At 52.8% G+C, this 19,206-nt stretch carries 17 protein-coding genes and 1 tRNA gene; 9 read left to right on the top strand and 9 right to left on the bottom strand.

Annotation, left to right across the window (positions count from 1 at the left end):
• Window positions 1-11: 11 nt before the first annotated feature.
• On the bottom strand, window positions 12-1,313 hold the full coding sequence (locus AB4K05_RS00980; RefSeq protein ID WP_368478200.1) for an inorganic triphosphatase: 1,302 nt from the start codon (window positions 1,311-1,313) through the stop codon (window positions 12-14).
• A gap of 236 nt (window positions 1,314-1,549) precedes the next feature.
• Here AB4K05_RS00980 and AB4K05_RS00975 point away from each other — a divergent pair, with 236 nt between their 5' ends.
• Together AB4K05_RS00975 and AB4K05_RS00970 are read left to right on the top strand one after the other, a co-directional pair.
• A complete protein-coding gene (locus AB4K05_RS00975; RefSeq protein WP_368478199.1) occupies window positions 1,550-2,170 on the top strand; it encodes a TIGR04211 family SH3 domain-containing protein in 621 nt (206 codons plus the stop codon).
• A gap of 91 nt (window positions 2,171-2,261) precedes the next feature.
• Window positions 2,262-3,503, top strand: a complete 1,242-nt coding sequence (locus AB4K05_RS00970; protein ID WP_368478198.1) for a multifunctional CCA addition/repair protein — start codon at window positions 2,262-2,264, stop codon at window positions 3,501-3,503.
• Window positions 3,504-3,513: 10 nt separating this feature from the next.
• On the opposite strand, the gene bacA is transcribed toward AB4K05_RS00970, so the two are convergent.
• Window positions 3,514-4,335 (bottom strand): undecaprenyl-diphosphate phosphatase, encoded by an 822-nt coding sequence (gene bacA, locus AB4K05_RS00965; RefSeq protein ID WP_368478197.1) that lies wholly within the window; start codon window positions 4,333-4,335, stop codon window positions 3,514-3,516.
• Between the two features lie 92 nt (window positions 4,336-4,427).
• Window positions 4,428-4,787: a bifunctional dihydroneopterin aldolase/7,8-dihydroneopterin epimerase gene (gene folB / locus AB4K05_RS00960; RefSeq protein WP_368478196.1), complete on the bottom strand. Its 360-nt coding sequence runs from the start codon at window positions 4,785-4,787 to the stop codon at window positions 4,428-4,430.
• Between the two features lie 107 nt (window positions 4,788-4,894).
• Between folB and plsY the strand changes: the two genes are divergently transcribed.
• Window positions 4,895-5,512, top strand: a complete 618-nt coding sequence (gene plsY / locus AB4K05_RS00955; protein ID WP_368478195.1) for a glycerol-3-phosphate 1-O-acyltransferase PlsY — start codon at window positions 4,895-4,897, stop codon at window positions 5,510-5,512.
• Window positions 5,513-5,572: 60 nt separating this feature from the next.
• Here plsY and tsaD read toward each other — a convergent pair whose 3' ends face one another.
• Entirely contained in the window at window positions 5,573-6,586 is a 1,014-nt protein-coding gene (gene tsaD, locus AB4K05_RS00950; protein ID WP_368478194.1) for a tRNA (adenosine(37)-N6)-threonylcarbamoyltransferase complex transferase subunit TsaD, read from the bottom strand.
• A gap of 236 nt (window positions 6,587-6,822) precedes the next feature.
• Here tsaD and rpsU point away from each other — a divergent pair, with 236 nt between their 5' ends.
• The 3 genes from rpsU (at window position 6,823) to rpoD (ending at window position 11,016) form a co-directional block, all read left to right on the top strand.
• Entirely contained in the window at window positions 6,823-7,038 is a 216-nt protein-coding gene (gene rpsU / locus AB4K05_RS00945) for a 30S ribosomal protein S21 (protein WP_001144069.1), read from the top strand.
• 236 nt (window positions 7,039-7,274) lie between these two features.
• Window positions 7,275-9,020, top strand: coding sequence for a DNA primase (dnaG, locus tag AB4K05_RS00940; RefSeq protein ID WP_368478193.1), 1,746 nt, complete (start codon window positions 7,275-7,277; stop codon window positions 9,018-9,020).
• 154 nt (window positions 9,021-9,174) lie between these two features.
• Window positions 9,175-11,016, top strand: a complete 1,842-nt coding sequence (gene rpoD, locus AB4K05_RS00935) for an RNA polymerase sigma factor RpoD (protein ID WP_368478192.1) — start codon at window positions 9,175-9,177, stop codon at window positions 11,014-11,016.
• A gap of 94 nt (window positions 11,017-11,110) precedes the next feature.
• Here the strand turns inward: rpoD and mug are convergent, their stop codons facing one another.
• A complete protein-coding gene (gene mug / locus AB4K05_RS00930; RefSeq protein ID WP_368478191.1) occupies window positions 11,111-11,617 on the bottom strand; it encodes a G/U mismatch-specific DNA glycosylase in 507 nt (168 codons plus the stop codon).
• 127 nt (window positions 11,618-11,744) lie between these two features.
• Here mug and AB4K05_RS00925 point away from each other — a divergent pair.
• A tRNA-Ile gene (locus tag AB4K05_RS00925) sits at window positions 11,745-11,820 on the top strand.
• Window positions 11,821-11,921: 101 nt separating this feature from the next.
• On the opposite strand, the gene AB4K05_RS00920 is transcribed toward AB4K05_RS00925, so the two are convergent.
• The 3 genes from AB4K05_RS00920 to AB4K05_RS00910 form a co-directional block, all read right to left on the bottom strand.
• On the bottom strand, window positions 11,922-12,221 hold the full coding sequence (locus tag AB4K05_RS00920) for a DUF1889 family protein (protein ID WP_368478190.1): 300 nt from the start codon (window positions 12,219-12,221) through the stop codon (window positions 11,922-11,924).
• A gap of 180 nt (window positions 12,222-12,401) precedes the next feature.
• Window positions 12,402-13,955 (bottom strand): peptide MFS transporter, encoded by a 1,554-nt coding sequence (locus AB4K05_RS00915; protein WP_368478189.1) that lies wholly within the window; start codon window positions 13,953-13,955, stop codon window positions 12,402-12,404.
• Between the two features lie 468 nt (window positions 13,956-14,423).
• Window positions 14,424-15,188: a siderophore-interacting protein gene (locus tag AB4K05_RS00910; protein ID WP_368478188.1), complete on the bottom strand. Its 765-nt coding sequence runs from the start codon at window positions 15,186-15,188 to the stop codon at window positions 14,424-14,426.
• Window positions 15,189-15,426: 238 nt separating this feature from the next.
• Between AB4K05_RS00910 and AB4K05_RS00905 the strand changes: the two genes are divergently transcribed.
• Window positions 15,427-15,933 carry a PadR family transcriptional regulator gene (locus AB4K05_RS00905; RefSeq protein WP_368478187.1) on the top strand — a complete coding sequence of 169 codons (507 nt, stop codon included), beginning with the start codon at window positions 15,427-15,429 and terminating at the stop codon, window positions 15,931-15,933.
• Here the strand turns inward: AB4K05_RS00905 and AB4K05_RS00900 are convergent.
• Complete coding sequence (locus AB4K05_RS00900; protein ID WP_368478186.1) at window positions 15,930-17,450, bottom strand: methyl-accepting chemotaxis protein; 1,521 nt, start codon at window positions 17,448-17,450, stop codon at window positions 15,930-15,932. The genes AB4K05_RS00905 and AB4K05_RS00900 overlap by 4 nt on opposite strands.
• A gap of 355 nt (window positions 17,451-17,805) precedes the next feature.
• Here AB4K05_RS00900 and ygjG point away from each other — a divergent pair, with 355 nt between their 5' ends.
• Window positions 17,806-19,197, top strand: coding sequence for a putrescine aminotransferase (ygjG, locus tag AB4K05_RS00895; protein WP_368478185.1), 1,392 nt, complete (start codon window positions 17,806-17,808; stop codon window positions 19,195-19,197).
• Window positions 19,198-19,206 lie beyond the last annotated feature (9 nt).

Genomic DNA, 19,206 nt, shown 5'->3' with positions numbered 1-19,206 from the left:
CCTGAAGTAAATTAACGTTTTCCGCTGTGTAGCCAGAACGGTTCGACCGCCAGTGCCTCATTGCGGTAATGCTCAATTTCAATGTGTTGGCGCGTTTCGATGGCGTGGCGCAAGCCCTGCCAATTCGTCAACCAGCGCTGGGCTTTCTCTGCGTCGTAGTAGCCCGCCAGAATCTGCACGCTGTTGATGTCGCGCGTCAGGCGCGGCAGTTGATCGCCGTATGCATCGCCAAGCGGATAGGCAAACGTCGTGCGCAGTTCGGCGGCCTGACGAGAAAGATGGGTATCGGCAAAGCGCTTGAACGAGTCGGCCATTTTGCCTTCTGCTTTCGCATCAAGAGATGCCTGCCAACCGCGCGTGACCAGCCATTCGGTAAAGGCCTGCTTTACCAACGCCGTTTCACGGCTGAAAGCCGCGTCGTGCGCCGAAATCTTGCCGGCCATTAATGCGTCAACCTGGGTTAACCCATCACGCAGCGGTGCGCTCGCTTTACGCGGTACGATGCCGCCAAACAACGTCAGGATGTGGCGAATCAGCCCCTGGGCGTTGATCACTTCAACTTTCGCCTTCGCCTTGCCTCGCAGCCACAGCTCTTCGTGGTACTGCCAATGCGCCAGCGCGCTTTCCAACGCCGCTTCAAACGCCTGCCCTACCGTGGCTTTTGGCGGCAACGTCAAAATGGTCAGCGGTTTGATCTCACGTTCCAGATTGCCCTGCGCCAGATGATAACCACGCGCGGCCTTGCTCAGACTGCCCTGTCGCAGCAGGCCGGTTTGCGCCAGCTGTTGCGCCAGCGCCAAGACGTCAGCGGTTTCACCGCTTAGCAGTTCCAGCTCCAGTTCGCAGATGGCTTCCTGGTGCTCCCCCGCTTTGACTTCGCCCTGATCCAGTGCAATTTCAATCTGGCTTTTGCCTTGGTTTACCACCCATTTTTCACGGAAGAAATCGGTGCTAAAGAGTGGATTAACCTGTTCTGCCAGCCCTTGTGGCATTTCACCGTTCGGCCAGACTTCAGCGGGCAGCTTGTCGAGCGCCAGCTCAGCCTTGCTAAGAGCAATATTGTATTCTGGCCGCTGGTGCAGACCGCCAACGGTATGACCGGCGATTTTCATGGTCATCTCATAGCGACCGTTATCACCGCGAATGCGCAGTCCCATATCGTGGCGGCGAAGCCAGTTATCGGCAGTTTCATAGTAGATATTGAGCAGTTGCCCCGGTGGAGTATGCTCGGCATTCAGGGATTGCAGATGGTTGCGTAGCGCTTCAACGCCAGCGTCGTCGACGATAAATTTTAATTCGATTTCTTGAGCCATGATTGAATTCTTTTGGTTTCGTTGCCCGGAAATACCTTTATGGCGAACTTACAGGTATTCTTTTTGTCAGTAGATAGTATTTTGCGACAAATTGCCATGCAATGCGCAATTTGTCAGGTGGGCAGCTGACGCCGGTTTTTTTCCTCCTGGAGGATTCCGATTGCCGCAGAATGCTTTGCGTCGTCAGACTGTTGCCACTACTATCGTTCCACTTTTATGACAAAAACGATGATCTGATGCCAAAATTACGCTTAATTGCCATTACTTTACTGACGCTGACCGCTTCGACCATCGCTCACGCTGATGAAAAGCGTTACGTTTCTGATGAACTGAACACTTGGGTACGTAGCGGCCCGGGTGATAACTATCGCCTAGCCGGCTCTCTGAATGCAGGTGAAGAAGTCACCCTGCTGCAGACCAATGACAGCACCCAATATGGCCAAGTGCGTGATAGCAACGGCCGTACCGCATGGATCCCGCTGAAAGAACTCACCGCAACGCCAAGCCTGCGTACCCGCGTACCGGATTTGGAAAATCAGGTCAAAACCCTGACCGATAAGCTCACCAATATCGATACCACTTGGAATCAGCGCACCGCAGAAATGCAAAAGAAGGTCTCTGAGAGCGATAGCGTGATTAATGGTTTGAAAAATGAAAACCAGAAGCTTAAGAATGAGCTTATCGTAGCGCAGAAAAAGGTGAATGCTGCCAATCTTCAGTTGGATGAGAAACAGCGTACCATCATCATGCAGTGGTTTATGTATGGCGGCGGCGTGCTGGGAATGGGTCTGCTGCTTGGACTGGTCCTGCCACACATCATCCCAAGCCGTAAGCGTAAAGATCGCTGGATGAACTAAGTTCTTTCCTTGGCTTTTGGGCTGGGGATAATTCGCCTTATCGGCGCTTCTTTCGTATTATCTGAAAGAAAATGATGAGGAGAAGCGTGGCGTGAAGAGTTATCTGGTCGGTGGTGCGGTTCGGGATGGGTTATTAGGCCTACCGGTCAAAGATAAAGATTGGGTTGTTGTCGGCGCCACGCCGCAGCAAATGCTCGACGCGGGCTACCAGCAGGTAGGCCGCGACTTCCCTGTTTTTCTACATCCCAATAGCCACGAAGAATACGCACTCGCGCGTACCGAGCGTAAGTCGGGTTCGGGATATACCGGTTTCACCTGCTACGCAGCGCCAGATGTCACGCTGGAGCAAGACCTGTTGCGCCGCGACTTAACCGTCAACGCGTTAGCACAAGATGACGACGGCACGATAATCGACCCCTACGGCGGTTGCCAAGATCTCCAGCAACGCATTCTGCGCCATGTTTCCCCAGCTTTTAGCGAAGATCCGCTGCGCGTCCTACGCGTGGCGCGTTTTGCCGCACGCTATGCGCATCTTAGTTTCCGCATTGCCGATGAAACCATGACGCTGATGCGCGAGATGACCGACGCCGGCGAGCTGGCGCATCTGACGCCAGAACGCGTGTGGAAAGAGACGGAAAATGCTCTCGGCACCCGCAACCCGCAGGTGTTCTTCCAAACGCTACGCGACTGCGGCGCATTAAAAGTACTGTTCCCAGAAATTGATGCACTTTACGGCGTGCCGGCCCCGGCAAAATGGCACCCGGAAATTGATACCGGTATACATACGCTGATGACGCTCACGATGGCTGCCATGCTCAGCCCGGATATCGACGTACGCTTTGCCACTCTGTGCCACGACTTAGGTAAAGGGCTGACGCCCAAAGAATTCTGGCCTCGCCACCACGGCCACGGCCCGGCAGGCGTGAAGTTGGTTGAACAGCTAAGCCTGCGCCTGAAAATCCCCAATGAGATGCGCGACTTAGCAAAACTGGTGGCTGAATTCCACGATCTCATTCATACGCTGCCCATTTTGCAGCCAAAGACGCTGATTAAGTTGTTCGACTCTATCGATGCCTGGCGCAAACCGCAGCGCGTCGAGCAAATTGCCCTAACCAGTGAAGCCGACGTTCGCGGCCGTACCCATTTTGAAGCCTGCGACTATCCGCAAGGGCGACTGTTGCGCGAAGCGTGGGAAGTGGCAAAAAGCGTGGGGAACAAAGAGGTGATCGAGGCTGGATTTAAAGGCCCAGAGATCCGTGAAGAGCTGACGCGGCGGCGAATTCAGGCGGTAGCGAACTGGAAGGAAAAGCGTTGCCCTCAGCCAAAAGACTGAGGGCAACGTATCAGAAGAAGACCACGTAAACGGCTGCCGCCACGATAAAGCGGTAGATCGCAAACGGGATAAACGAGATTCGTTTGATAATCTTCAGGAAGGTTTTGATGGCAACCAGCGCGACAAGGAATGCCATCACAAACCCGACGGCAAACATCGGAATATCGCCCACGGTTAGGAAGTGCCAGCTTTTATAGAGATCCAGCGCCGTTGCGCCCATCATCATCGGCACCGCCAGCAGGAATGAAAACTCGGATGCCGCGTAGCGACTCACGCCCATCAACATGCCGCCGGAAATCGTCGCGCCAGAGCGTGAAAAGCCGGGCCAAAGCGCCAAACACTGGAAGCAGCCGATCGCAAACGCCTGACGATAGGTCATATCATCAACCCCCACCGCGCGAGGCGTTTTGGGTTTCAAGCATTCAGCTGCAATCAGCAGCAAACCGCCAACGACCAATGCATACATGACGTTAATGGGATTAAAGAGCGATTTGATCGCATCGTGGAGAACCAGCCCCAACACCACCGCCGGGATCATCCCCAGCAGAATATGGATAAGCGACAGGCGACCGGTTCCTTCGCCTTCATGCACCGGCGGACGGCCAAAATGAATGCCGATAAGACCAAACAGGCGACGCCAGAACATCACCACCACTGCGAGAATTGAGCCTAGCTGGATAACCACCTCAAAAGTCTTCGCCGTTTCCCCTTCAAACCCCAGCAAATGGCCAACGATAATCATATGACCAGTGCTGGATACGGGCAGGAACTCCGTCAATCCTTCGACCACACCCAAAATTGCCGCCACGAGCAGCGAGTGTATATCGCTCATTAATAAACCCTTAAAAAGTAAACAATAAAATAAACCCGGCACTATGACCGGTATAAATCATTTTGGTTTAAGTTAAATGACGGCCAAATACTTTATTTAGGATTATGCCCACGCTCAATGATAACCCCGACGTTCGCCGCCCGCGCGACGGCGCCGGGTTTGCTGACTTTAATTCGCACCCATGGTGAGTGAAAACGGGACATCAAAAGCTCTGCCAGCTCTTCTGCCACACGCTCAACCAGCGCAAAACGGCTGCCCTCTACGTGTTTAACCACCGCTTCGCTGATATCCGCATAGCTCAAGCAGTCTTCAACGTTGTCGCTGGCCGCTGCTTTGCGGTTATCCCAGCCCAATTCGATATCGAACACCAGCTTCTGCTCGATGGTCTGTTCCCAGTCATAAACACCGATAGTGGTGATTACCGAAAGTTGCTCTATAAATACAATATCCATCACGACCTGCTTGGTTTTAGGCTAAACCGGATACCACTTCCGGCGAATTATGCGTATTATCCACAGATGCAGAGAATACTTCGACATTTTCAAAATGGAACAGCGTTATGAGTGCAATCGAGCCTGGAATGATTCTCCTCGCCTACCTTTGCGGCTCAATCTCCAGTGCCATTCTGGTCTGCCGCGTCGCGGGATTACCCGATCCCCGTGAAAGTGGTTCCGGTAATCCCGGTGCTACTAACGTCCTGCGCATTGGCGGCAAAGGCGCTGCTTTAGCCGTATTGATATTCGACGTTCTGAAAGGAATGCTTCCCGTCTGGGGCGCTTACGCTCTTGGGCTATCCCCATTCTGGCTTGGGCTGGTCGCTATCGCCGCCTGTCTGGGTCATATCTGGCCAGTATTTTTCCATTTCCATGGCGGAAAAGGTGTCGCCACCGCATTTGGCGCGATTGCACCTATCGGGCTAGACCTAACCGGCGTCATGGCTGGCACTTGGTTGCTCACCATTTTACTGAGCGGCTATTCTTCGCTGGGCGCTATCGTCAGCGCACTGGTGGCTCCGTTTTATGTCTGGTGGTTCAAACCGCAATATACCTTTCCGGTCTCAATGCTCTCATGCCTGATCCTGCTGCGCCATCATGACAATATCCAGCGGCTGTGGCGACGTCAGGAAACCAAAATTTGGTCGCGCCTAAAGTGGCGCAAAAAGAAAGACGCCGAATAGCGAACACAAAAAAGCCCTCTTCACGTTGAACGAGGGCTTTTTATTGGCACCTACAACGCATCAAGCTGCAGGCAATTCCGCCAGCGGCCAGCGAGGACGGACGGTCACCCCCAACGAGTGGCTAACGCCGGTTTTCAGCCGCACCATACCTGCATAGGCAATCATCGCGCCATTATCGGTGCAAAATTCCGGACGCGCATAAAACACTTCGCCGCCACGTTTTTGCATCATCTCCGCCAGTTTAGCCCGCAGCGTACGGTTGGCGCTAACGCCGCCCGCCATCACTAGGCGTTTAAAACCGGTTTGTTCCAGCGCACGCTTGCATTTGATCATCAGCGTATCCACCACCGCATCTTCAAACGCACGGGCAATATCCGCACGCGTCTGATCGTCATTTTCATTATTGCGGATAGTGTTAGCCGCGAACGTTTTCAGGCCGGAGAAACTGAAGTCCAGACCCGGACGATCGGTCATTGGACGCGGGAAGATAAAACGTCCAGCCGTGCCCTGAGAGGCCATTTTGGACAACATCGGCCCACCGGGATAGTCCAGCCCCAGCAGTTTCGCCGTTTTATCGAAGGCTTCGCCGGCTGCATCGTCAATCGATTCACCCAGCAGCGTGTACTGACCAATACCGGTAACGCTAATCAGTTGCGTATGACCGCCTGAAACCAGCAGCGCCACAAAAGGATATTCCGGTGGATTATCTTCCAGCATCGGAGCCAACAGATGCCCTTCCATATGGTGTACTGGGATAGCCGGAACGCCCCAAGCAAACGCCAGAGAGCGCCCCACGGTTGCGCCGACCAGCAGCGCACCGACAAGACCCGGGCCTGCGGTATAGGCCACGGCATCAATGTCTTTTGCCGTCAGATTCGCTTCTTTTAATGCCGCCTGAATGAGCGGAACCGTTTTACGCACGTGGTCTCGCGAGGCCAATTCCGGCACCACGCCGCCGTAGTCAGCGTGCAATTTCACCTGACTATACAGTTGGTTGGCTAACAGACCTTTTTCGTCGTCATAAATTGCGATGCCGGTTTCATCGCAGGATGTTTCAATACCCAGTACACGCATGGCTAGATTTACCTCATTTCAATACCGCGCAGTGTAGAGCCTGGGCGGGTTGATGTAAAACTTTGTTCGCCACGGGAGGATGGCTTGTGTATACTCCTTGTCCTTATAAAAGTCCCTTTCAAAATCGCGTCGGTGCTTTACAAAGCAGCAGCAATTGAAGTAAAATTCCGCACCATTTTGAAATAAGCTGGCGTTGATGCCAGCGGCAAACCGAATTTATTAAAGGTGAGAGTTACATGCCGGTAATTAAAGTACGTGAAAACGAGCCGTTCGACGTAGCACTGCGTCGCTTCAAGCGTTCATGCGAAAAAGCAGGTGTTCTGGCGGAAGTTCGTCGTCGTGAGTTCTATGAAAAACCAACGACCGAACGTAAGCGCGCTAAAGCTTCTGCTGTGAAACGTCACGCGAAGAAACTGGCTCGCGAAAACGCACGCCGTACTCGTCTGTACTAATCTTTTGAGAGCGCTGTCTCTCAACTGTCAGACCGAGTTGTAGTTGCAAGGCCGTGCTTCCGAAAGGAATGCGCGGCTTGTTTTCGTTTATACATCAGCACTTACACAAAATCATTCACACTGTATTTAGGCGGCAAGCGAGTGAATCCCGGAGCTTACATCAGTAAGTTATAGGGTGAACGAACGCAGCCAACGCAGAGGCAGTTTGAAGGATAAAGTGGAAATAAACGGGGCCTATGGCTGGACGAATCCCACGCGTATTTATCAGTGACCTGCTGGCTCGCACCGACATCATCGATCTTATCGATGCACGGGTGAAGCTCAAAAAGCAGGGCAAGAATTATCATGCGTGCTGTCCATTCCATAACGAGAAATCCCCCTCTTTCACCGTAAATGGTGATAAGCAGTTTTACCACTGCTTCGGCTGCGGTGCGCACGGTAACGCCATCGACTTTTTAATGAACTACGACAAGCTCGAGTTTGTTGAAACCGTCGAAGAACTGGCAGCCATGCACAATCTTGATGTGCCGTACGAAGCCGGAACAGGTCTTAGCCAGATAGAACGTCATCAGCGACAGAATCTCTATCAGCTAATGGACGGATTGAATGCGTTTTACCAGCAAGCCTTCGTCCAACCCAATGCCGAGCCTGCACGCCAGTACCTGGAGCAACGCGGCCTAAGCGCCGAGATTGTCCAGCGTTTTGCTATTGGTTTTGCGCCGCCAGGCTGGGACAACGCATTAAAACGTTTCGGCGGTAATGTCGACAACAGAAAGCTGTTGCTCGATGCCGGAATGCTGGTCACCAACGACCAGGGACGTACTTACGACCGTTTCCGCAATCGCGTGATGTTCCCGATTCGCGACAAACGGGGCCGGGTGATTGGTTTTGGTGGCCGCGTACTCGGCAACGATACGCCGAAATACCTGAACTCCCCGGAAACCGATATTTTCCATAAAGGCCGCCAGCTGTATGGCCTTTATGAAGCCCAGCAGCACAACGCTGAACCACCGCGTCTGCTGGTTGTCGAAGGGTATATGGATGTCGTCGCGCTGGCGCAATACGGTATTAACTACGCCGTTGCATCGCTGGGTACATCGACCACAGCTGATCACATGCATATGCTATTTCGTGCGACAAATAACGTCATTTGCTGTTACGACGGCGACCGTGCCGGACGCGATGCCGCATGGCGTGCGCTAGAAACGGCAATGCCTTACATGACCGACGGTCGTCAGCTACGCTTTATGTTCCTGCCCGACGGTGAAGACCCGGATACGCTGGTGCGTAAAGAGGGTAAAGAGGCTTTTGAAGCACGGATGGAGCATGCACAACCGCTCTCCGTGTTCTTATTTAACAGTCTCTTGCCACAGGTTGATTTAAGTACGCCAGATGGCAGCACGCAGCTTGCCGCGCTGTCATTGCCGCTGATAAGCCAGGTTCCAGGCGATGCGCACCGTATTCAACTGCGCCAAACGTTGGGGCTGAAGCTGGGCATTTTCGACGATGCAGCCCTTGATCGTTTAATGCCAAAACAGGCAGAAAATGGCGTCGTACGCCCGACTCAGCAGCTAAAACGCACGACCATGCGTATACTTATAGGGTTACTGGTGCAAAACCCCGATCTCGCGCCACGGGTTCCACCGCTAGCCGGACTGGACCCGAAAAAGCTGCCGGGTCTGGAGCTGTTTGCTGAGCTGGTTAATACCTGCTTATCACAGCCCGGTCTGACCACTGGTCAACTTTTAGAGCAATATCGAGGGACAAATGAGGCTGCAACCCTTGAAAAACTGTCGATGTGGGACGATATAGCAGATAAGGATATTGCAGAAGCAACCTTCACCGACTCGCTCAACCATATGTTTGATTCGTTGCTTGTACTGCGACAAGAAGAGTTGATAGCTCGCGATCGCACACACGGTTTAAGCAGCGAAGAACGCCGGGAGCTCTGGACATTGAACCAGGAACTGGCCAAGAAATGAATTTAACGGCTTAACTGCCGAATACCTATCGGGTAGCCCCCGACAGCCGCACCGAGGCGCAGCGGCACTAATATAAGTACGCCCTCGCATTAAATGTCGGCGGTTCGTTCGCCGGCCGACACCAATCAAATGAATTAAGTGTGGATACCGTCTTATGGAGCAAAACCCGCAGTCACAGCTCAAGCTTCTTGTCCAACGTGGTAAAGAGCAAGGCTATCTGACCTATGCCGAGGTCAATGACCATCTGCCGGAAGATATCGTCGATTCAGATCAGATCGAAGACATCATCCAAATGATCAACGACATGGGCATTCAGGTGATGGAAGAAGCGCCGGATGCCGATGATCTGTTGCTGGCTGAAACCTCCAACAACACTGATGAAGACGCAGAAGAAGCCGCTGCACAAGTTCTGTCCAGCGTGGAATCTGAAATCGGCCGTACTACTGACCCGGTGCGCATGTACATGCGCGAAATGGGTACCGTAGAACTGCTGACCCGTGAAGGCGAAATTGACATCGCCAAGCGTATTGAAGACGGGATTAACCAGGTACAGTGCTCCGTTGCCGAATACCCGGAAGCGATCACTTACCTGCTCGAACAGTACGATCGCGTTGAAGCAGAAGAAGCGCGCCTGTCCGACATCATCACCGGTTTCGTCGATCCTAACGCCGAAGAAGACCTGGCGCCAACCGCGACTCACGTCGGTTCAGAGCTGTCCCAGGAAGAAAGGGATGACGACGAAGACGAAGAAGAAGAAGACGACGATAGCAGCGACGACGACAACAGCATCGATCCAGAGCTGGCGCGTGAGAAATTCGGCGAACTGCGTACTCAGTACGAATTAGCCCGCGACACCATCAAAGCCAAAGGCCGTAGCCACGCTGCTGCTCAGGAAGAGATTCACAAGCTGTCCGAAGTCTTCAAGCAGTTCCGTCTGGTACCAAAACAGTTCGACTACCTGGTCAACAGCATGCGCGTCATGATGGATCGCGTGCGTACCCAGGAACGCATCATCATGAAACTGTGCGTTGAGCAGTGCAAAATGCCGAAGAAGAACTTCATCACGCTCTTCAGCGGTAATGAAACCAGCGATACTTGGTTCAACGCGGCAGTCGCGATGAACAAACCGTGGTCCGAAAAACTGCACGATGTTGCTGACGACGTTAACCGTGGTCTGCAGAAACTGCGCCAGATTGAAGAAGAAACCGGCCTGACCATCGAGCAGGTTAAAGACATCAACCGTCGTATGTCCATCGGTGAAGCGAAAGCCCGCCGTGCGAAAAAAGAGATGGTTGAAGCAAACTTACGTCTGGTTATTTCTATCGCCAAGAAATACACCAACCGTGGTCTGCAGTTCCTTGACCTGATTCAGGAAGGTAACATCGGCCTGATGAAGGCGGTTGATAAGTTCGAATACCGTCGCGGTTACAAGTTCTCCACCTACGCAACTTGGTGGATTCGTCAGGCGATCACCCGTTCTATCGCAGACCAGGCGCGCACCATCCGTATTCCGGTGCATATGATTGAGACGATTAACAAGCTCAACCGTATCTCTCGCCAGATGTTGCAGGAAATGGGTCGTGAGCCGACGCCGGAAGAACTGGCCGAACGTATGCTGATGCCGGAAGACAAGATCCGTAAAGTGCTGAAAATTGCCAAAGAGCCAATCTCCATGGAAACGCCAATCGGCGACGATGAAGATTCACATCTGGGCGATTTCATCGAGGATACCACCCTCGAGCTGCCGCTGGACTCTGCAACTACTGAGAGCCTGCGTGCTGCCACCCACGACGTCTTGGCTGGCCTGACCGCCCGTGAAGCGAAAGTCCTGCGTATGCGTTTCGGTATCGATATGAACACCGACCACACGCTGGAAGAAGTGGGTAAACAGTTCGACGTTACCCGCGAACGTATCCGTCAGATCGAAGCGAAGGCGCTGCGTAAACTGCGTCACCCAAGCCGCTCTGAAGTGCTGCGTAGCTTCTTGGACGATTAATCGGCCGAGTAAAAACGTAAAAAGCTCCCTGATGGGAGCTTTTTTTTTGCCTGTGGTTCTACGTTATTTTTCCAAGTCTGGGCTTGCTACGGTGTTATAAACCACGCGCTTTCAGCGCCACGTCCAGCTCCTGATACGCCACCACCAGCTTATCAAGCGTAATTCGGCTCAGCCCACTCGGGTTCGGCAATACCCACACCTCGGTATCGCCAATCATAAAGGTCTGTTTCCCCCAGGTAGCGCCACGTTGGCCCAGACCACGCTCATAGGCCTGCTTACCTAATACTGCCAGAGCTGCCGGCTTATAGTGTTCAACCTTCTCAATCAACGCCTGACCGCCGCTACGCAGCTCCTGCACACTCACTTCGCTCGCCTGCACCGTTGGGCGCTCAACCATCTTGGTTACACCACAGCGAAAATCGAGCATTTGCTCCGCCTCTTCCGGCTTCAACTGATGCTCAGTAAACCCCGCCAAATGCAGCACTTTCCAGAAGCGATTTGCCGGATGGGCGAACGGATAGCCCAACGAGGAAGATGACAGCCCCGGGTTAATGCCGCAAAACAGCACCCGCAATCCCGAATCAATAATGTCCTTAACCATATTATCCTCAACCGATACATCGTCAGTTGAGTATAACGAATTGATAATGCATTGTTTATAAAAACAGCATGTGCGCGCTTAATGCTGGATTGGTGCCCACTGTTACTTTATAATCGTCGGCTATTCAGGCCCCTTAGCTCAGTGGTTAGAGCAGGCGACTCATAATCGCTTGGTCGTTGGTTCAAACCCAACAGGGGCCACCAAATACAACAAGGGCTGACGATTTCTCGTCAGCCCTTTTCAGTTTCTAGGTAAGGCTAAGAAAAATACTCTCACGACGTAGGTGAGAGCAACAAAAGCGGGGTTATACCAGCGCGCTCAGTTCCTCGCGCATGTAGGAGGAGAAGAACTCTGGGTTCTTAATGACAATACGTTCGCCAGACTCGACACGCTCGGCCCAGTTGGCCACTTTACTCGTGAAGCCGTTATTCCACCCGTCATGTTGGCCGCGTTCGGTCACGGCGACAGGGCTGATTGGCGTACCCAACTCACTCAAATAGTTAAGAATTCCCTTCGCTGTACTTTCATCCATGGACTGTGGTACTGGCTCAGACGTGTTCATACCACCAATGAAATCCAATGCTTTATCAATGACTGCTGGCATATGCTTGTCCTTAAATTAACCACGTAGTAAACAAGTTTATACTATGGACTGAAACAGGTTGCCATTTCAAAGAAACAGCTCACGTTATTGCGTTTTTTCGTGAGCTAAAGCCAATTTTGCTGCCATTTAGCACAAAAAAAACCAGCGCCACTGGCGCTGGTTTTAGTAGAACGGGTTGGATTACGCGTTAGTCGCTGAATTTTGCTCGGCGCTGGACTTGCTGTTCTCCAGCATGCGACGCACCGGCACAATCAGTACGCACAGAACGGCGGCGCAAATCAGCAATGCGATAGAGCAACGGGCGAACAGGTCAGGCAGCATATGGAGCTGATCGGCCTTCACATGCCCACCAATCAAGCCTGCTGCGAGGTTGCCCAGCGCACTGGCACAGAACCACAGCCCCATCATCTGACCACGCATTCTTTCCGGTGCCAGCAGCGTCATCGTTGCCAAGCCAATTGGGCTCAAGCACAGCTCACCAAGCGTCAGCATCAGGATGCTGCCCACCAGCCACATTGGCGAAACACCTGCCCCACCGTTGCTCAGCACGTTCTGAGCGGCCATCATCATCAAACCAAAGCCGGCAGCGGCACACAGAATACCGATGACAAATTTAGTGATGCTGCCCAGACGCACATTTTTACGCGCCAGCGCAGGCCATGCCCAGCTAAATACCGGAGCCAGCAGGATGATAAACAGGGCGTTTATCGACTGGAACCATACCGCCGGGATCTCGAAATCACCGATCATACGGTTGGTGTAGTCATTAGCGAACAGGTTGAAGGAGGTCGGTTTCTGCTCAAAAGCAGACCAGAAGAACGCCGCCGAAACCAGCAGGATAAAGCACACCAGCAGACGCGCGCGTTCTTTGCGGCTGAGGCCCGCAAAAGCAAACAGGTAGATAAAGTACAGGGCAACCGATACGGCAATCACATAAACCAGTACGCTCGCTACCGCAACCGGGTTAATAACGATAATGCCCTGAATAATCAGCGTGATGATAACCGCAACACCAACGGCCAGCGCCACAAGCCAAGCACCTACGCCACTCTTCTTGGCAACGGGGTTATTCCACGTTGAGTCTAGCCCGACTTCACTGTCATAGCGTTTCATCGCCGGTACGGCAAAGATGCGGAAGATAACCAGTGCCACCAGCATCCCAATACCGCCGATACCAAAGCCCCAGTGCCAGCCATGGCTTTTAATCAGCCAGCCGGAAATCAGCGGCGCAATAAACGACCCCATATTGATGCCCATATAAAACAGGGAGAAGCCGCCATCACGGCGAGCATCACCTTTTTTATACAGCGTACCGACCATCACCGAGATACAGGTTTTAAACAGCCCAGAACCCAGCACGATAAACATCAGGCCGATAAAGAACAGGTTGTCGCCCATAAATGCGGACAGCGCAATGGACAAGTGGCCCAGCGCTATCAGAATCGAACCGTACCAGACGGCCCTTTGTTGCCCGAGCCAATTATCTGCCAGCCAGCCGCCCGGCAGCGCTGCCAAGTACATGGTCCCCGCGAAGATGCCGACAATCGCCGACGCATTTTCACGAGCCAGTCCCATACCACCGTCATATACGGTCGCCGCCATAAACAGGATCAGTAATGGGCGGATACCGTAAAACGAGAATCGCTCCCACATTTCGGTAAAGAACAGCGACCCCAATGGATAAGGGTGACCGAAAAAGGTTCGGCTTTCGTTTTTATTAACAGAGGAATGCATAGTTTCTCCAAACAAGGTGCGCCGCAACGCGTATAAGTTGTGTAAGCAGACTAGCCATTTTTTAATTTTGTCGATGCTTTACATCTGACGCGGTATTTTTTAACCATTTGATAACCATCTTATGGTCATGTCTAGCCATTGACCCCATACTTTTAGACGAAAAGTCGATAAACATCTACTTTTACAGATTTTTTATTGGCATAAAAGCAAAGGTGATTGACATCATCATTAGGCATGAAAATCGACTAATTATTCATATAAAACAATAATATATTCCGTTTTTAAACGCAATAAATGCACTAAAATCCGCTCAAATATAGGAGCATAAAAAGTGTGGAAAATACGGCACTCACTGAGCTTATACGCGTAAGACACGATAAATAGCGTTGAGCAAAAGAAGCAGAAAGCGGCATTGGTAGGAAGGCAGACAGGTTTGGGAAACAGGCGCGGAATGCGCCTGTTGATGGCTTATTTTGCGTGCCAATATGCGCTTGAGCGGACCAGCTGCGGATCAATAGACTCGGTGACGAAGCCGTCGGTCAGCGCTTTTACCACCTTGCCTTCGCCCGTCAGCCAAATAAAATAGTCCGACTCCGGCACCGTGAACTGTGCCAAACGCGCCGCTACAGCCGCAGCATCGTATCGGGTAAACCACTCGATATTACAATCCTCAAATCCGGCCAGATAGGCTTTATCCGCCTCGCCACGTACCATCACCAGCGCGTTGACCTGAGGGCGTTTAGGCAGGTGGCGCAAGGCCTCGAGTCGACGGCGCAGCGCGGGCATTCCCGTCTCATCGCAAACATACAGTTGCCAAGCATAATCCTCAGGCACGACCAGAGAACCACGCGGGCCGCCGATCAGCAGCGTATCTCCGGCTTTGGCATCCATCGCCCACTGGCTGGCAACGCCGCCGTCATGGATGAAGAAGTCATAGGCCAATTCATGGCGTTCAGCGTTATACAGCGGCGTATAGTCACGCGCCTGTGGGCGAACGCCATCCGCCCAGACGATGCCTTCGTCGCTCATCGTGGGTGGCGTTAGCGTTGCTCCCGGTTGTGGGAAAAACAGCTTGGTGTGGTCGTCAAAACCGCGCGAGCTAAAGCCCTCAAGCGCGTCGCCGCCCAGCACGATCCGCTGGAAATCAACGCCTATGCGCTCAACGCGCAGTACAGTTAATTCACGGAAACGGAGTTCATTGCGTACGCGCTGTGGGTATTTTTGCTCTTTCATTTGGCGTCTCTCTCGTAAATAGATATATCTAAAAATTCTGTAAATGATAATGATTGCCAATTGAAAAGAAAGCAAGCTCTTTTTATGATATATTTAAAAGGTCGTAAGCTCGTTCCAAAGCACGATATAAAACCATTACATATCAACAAAATAAACAACTAATTATTTTAGATATTGCTAAAGATAGATATTTAGATATAAATTAGATATATCAAAAAAACATAATGGGAAACAACGAATGAAACCTTTCTCTGGCCCCGAACACCACGGTGGCGGTCGTCGTCAGCGCTTCTTCGGGCATGGCGAGTTACGACTAGTCATCCTCAACATCCTCAAAGACAACACCAGCCACGGCTATGAGCTCATTAAAGCAATTGAAGCTCTTACCCAAGGCCACTACAGCCCAAGCCCCGGCGTTATCTATCCGACGCTCGATTTATTGCAGGATCAGGGGCTCATTACCGTTCAGGAAGAGGACGGCGGGCGTAAAAAAATTGCCATAACCGCCGATGGCAGCCAGGTGCTTGAGGAAAATCTAGCGTCTGTAGAACAAATCCAGGCCCGGCTAAAAGCCAGAATGGTGGGACATGAGTTGCGTAAAAATCCGCAGATGAAGCGCGCGTTGGATAACTTCAAAGCCGTGCTAGATTTGAGGGTGAATCAGGGCGATATCAGCGACGCGCAGCTAAAACAGATCATCGGTATCATCGACCGCGCGGCGCTAGATATCATCCAGTTAGATTAATGCAGCACGGTAACCGCATCCTGAAGACGGCTGGCGCGGCGTTTGACCATCGCCGATACGCTGGCGCTCTCCGCCACCAGCCCCGCATTCTGCTGGGTTATCTCATCAAGCTTCGCCACTGCACGCGTTAGCTCAGACAGCCCCGTTGCCTGTTCTGACGTTGACTGACTAATCTGCGCAATGAGCTGGGTGACATTTTGTACCTGTGAAACAATGTCATCCATCGTACGCCCCGCTGCATGCACTTGCTCAGATCCCGACTGTACCTTACTGGCGCTGGCTTCAATGAGTTGGCGAATTTCGTTGGCGGCAGTCGCACTGCGGCTGGCCAAATGGCGCACTTCGCCGGCAACAACCGCAAAGCCCCTTCCCTGCTCACCGGCACGCGCGGCCTCAACGGCGGCATTCAGCGCCAAAATATTGGTTTGGAAAGCGATGTCATTAATTAGAGTGGTAATCGACCCAATGCGCTGCGTGCTATCGGCAATATCCTCCATGGTTTTTACCACCCGGTGCATGGCCTGCCCACCCTGCGTAGCGGCCCCACTGGCGGCAAGCGAAAGCTTATCGGCCTGAGCCGCAGTGTGTGAATTGTTCTGCACCGATGCCGCCATCTGATTCATTGTGGTGACCGTTTGCTGCACGTTTTCGACCGTTTCCTGGGTGCGCTGATTAAGCGAATCATTGCCGCGCGCCAGCACATCGCTGCCATCGCTGACGCTGTTCACTTGGCTTGAGACATCATTAATCAGCCAACGGCACATCAAGCCAAGCTGCCCCACAGAGCGCAAGATCAGTCCCAGCTCATCGCTACGGTCGAATTGTTCAACGCTGTTACGTTCGCCGGTCGCCACGCAGAGCGCCTGTCGCGCCACGTTCTCAATGGGCCGAACGATCTGCCGTTCGAACACCACGGTGGTCAGCAGCAATAAAACCGCGGATGCCAGCACGGCCATCATTGGCGCATTCAGAGCGAGCAGCGAGCAGGCCAACAGCAGAAATAGCCCCATCATCACGTTTCTCACGCGCCAACGCAGCGGTATCGCTGACAGCTTGCCCCACCAGCGTTTGCTGATGACACGCCCCTTATGCAGCCGCTGATGGCTGCGATCTTCGCGTAACGCCTGATAGAGCGGTTCCACGGCCGCCACTTCCTGCGGGCTGGCCTTGGTACGAATCGACATATAGCCGATGGTTTTGCCATTACGCACCTGAGGAATGGCATTAGCGCGAACCCAATAATGACCGCCGCTTTTCGGGCGATTTTTCACGATTCCGGTCCATGGCTCACCTTGCTTGAGCGTTCGCCACATGTCGGCAAACGCCGCTTTAGGCATATCGGAATGGCGCACCAGATTGTGCGGCACGCCGAGCATCTCTTCACGGCTATAGCCGCTTATCTTCACAAAGGCATCGTTAACATGGGTAATACAGCTATTAAGGTCGGTGGTCGACATGAGGGTGATGTGATCGTCCAGCACAGATTCATGCTGGTTTTGGTCGGACAGGGTAGACATACGGACATCCTTTTCAGGTGCGGAAAGAAAATGTATTACAATTGTTATATCGGAGGTTATTTAATTAACCTTAATTGTTAATTTTGCGTTAGATCGCAAAATAGACAAAAGCCCTACTTTTTACAAGGCGCGCAACCCTGGCGCAAAATGCGCACCGCGCTGGGGCAACCTGCACAGTAGGGTTGCAGCCCAAAGCGTGCCTTTTTCCCCTCCCCGCATCGCTGGACGATTAAATATTGTACAGATGCGATTTCCCCTGGCATTTATCCCGATTTTCACCGCAGCCTCGGAAGTGGCGTAATCCCTGCAATACTTAACTCAGTATCATGTGATACGTGATTCCCGGGAGCACATTTTGAACAGGTTACCTTCCAGCGCATCGGCTCTGGCCTGCAGCGCACACGCACTGAATCTCATCGAAAAGCGAACGCTTGACCATGAGGAGATGAAAGCTCTTAACCAAGAGGTCAGGGAATACTTTAAAGAACATGTGAATCCGGGGTTTTTAGAGTATCGAAAATCTGTAACAGCCGGTGGGGATTACGGAGCCGTAGAGTGGCAGGCGGGAGGGTTAAATACGCTTGTTGACACCCAAGGCCAGGAGTTTCTGGATTGCTTGGGCGGTTTTGGTATTTTCAACGTGGGGCACCGTAATCCAGTGGTGGTTTCCGCCGTACAGAATCAGCTCGCCAAACAACCGCTTCACAGCCAAGAGTTACTCGACCCGCTACGGGCGATGCTCGCTAAAACGCTGGCCGCACTTGCGCCAGGCAAACTCAAGTACAGCTTCTTTAGCAACAGCGGTACCGAGTCGGTGGAAGCTGCGCTAAAACTGGCGAAAGCTTACCAGTCGCCGCGCGGCAAATTCACGTTTATCGCCACCAGCGGCGCGTTCCATGGCAAATCGCTTGGAGCACTGTCTGCTACGGCCAAATCCACCTTCCGTAAACCGTTTATGCCGCTACTGCCGGGCTTCCGCCACGTGCCGTTCGGCAATATCGATGCCATGCGCACCATGCTGAGCGAATGCCAGAAAACCGGCGATGATGTGGCCGCGGTGATTCTTGAACCTATTCAGGGCGAAGGTGGCGTGATCCTGCCGCCTCTAGGCTATCTGCCCGCCGTGCGTAAACTGTGTGATGAGTTCGGTGCGCTGCTGATCTTTGATGAAGTTCAAACCGGGATGGGCCGCACCGGCAAGATGTTCGCCTGTGAGCACGAAAACGTGCAGCCGGATATCCTGTGCCTAGCCAAAGCACTCGGCGGAGGCGTGATGCCTATCGGCGCCACCATTGCCACGGAAGAGGTGTTCTCGGTGCTGTTCGACAACCCGTTCCTACACACCACCACCTTTGGCGGCAACCCGCTGGCCTGTGCGGCGGCGCTGGCCACCATCAACGTATTGCTGACTGAAAACCTGCCCGCTCAGGCCGAGCAGAAAGGCGATATCCTGTTGGATGGTTTCCGCAGTATGGCCCGCGAATATCCAGACTTGGTGCGGGAAGCACGTGGCAGAGGAATGCTGATGGCGATTGAGTTTGTCGATAATGAAATCGGCTACAACTTTGCCAGCGAGATGTTCCGCCAGCGTGTACTGGTAGCCGGTACGCTTAACAATGCCAAGACGATCCGTATTGAACCTCCGTTGACTCTAACGATGGAACAATGCGGTCAGGTGCTGAAAGCCGCGCGTAATGCGCTGGCAGCCCTGCAAGTCAGCCAACACCAGGTGGCAACTGAGCAGTAAACTTACGCC

Origin of the sequence: Kluyvera sp. STS39-E, assembly GCF_040932435.1 — a bacterium.
GTDB lineage: Bacteria > Pseudomonadota > Gammaproteobacteria > Enterobacterales > Enterobacteriaceae > Kluyvera.
Note: the sequence above shows the minus strand (reverse complement) of the source record. Positions and strands in the feature narration are given on the sequence as shown.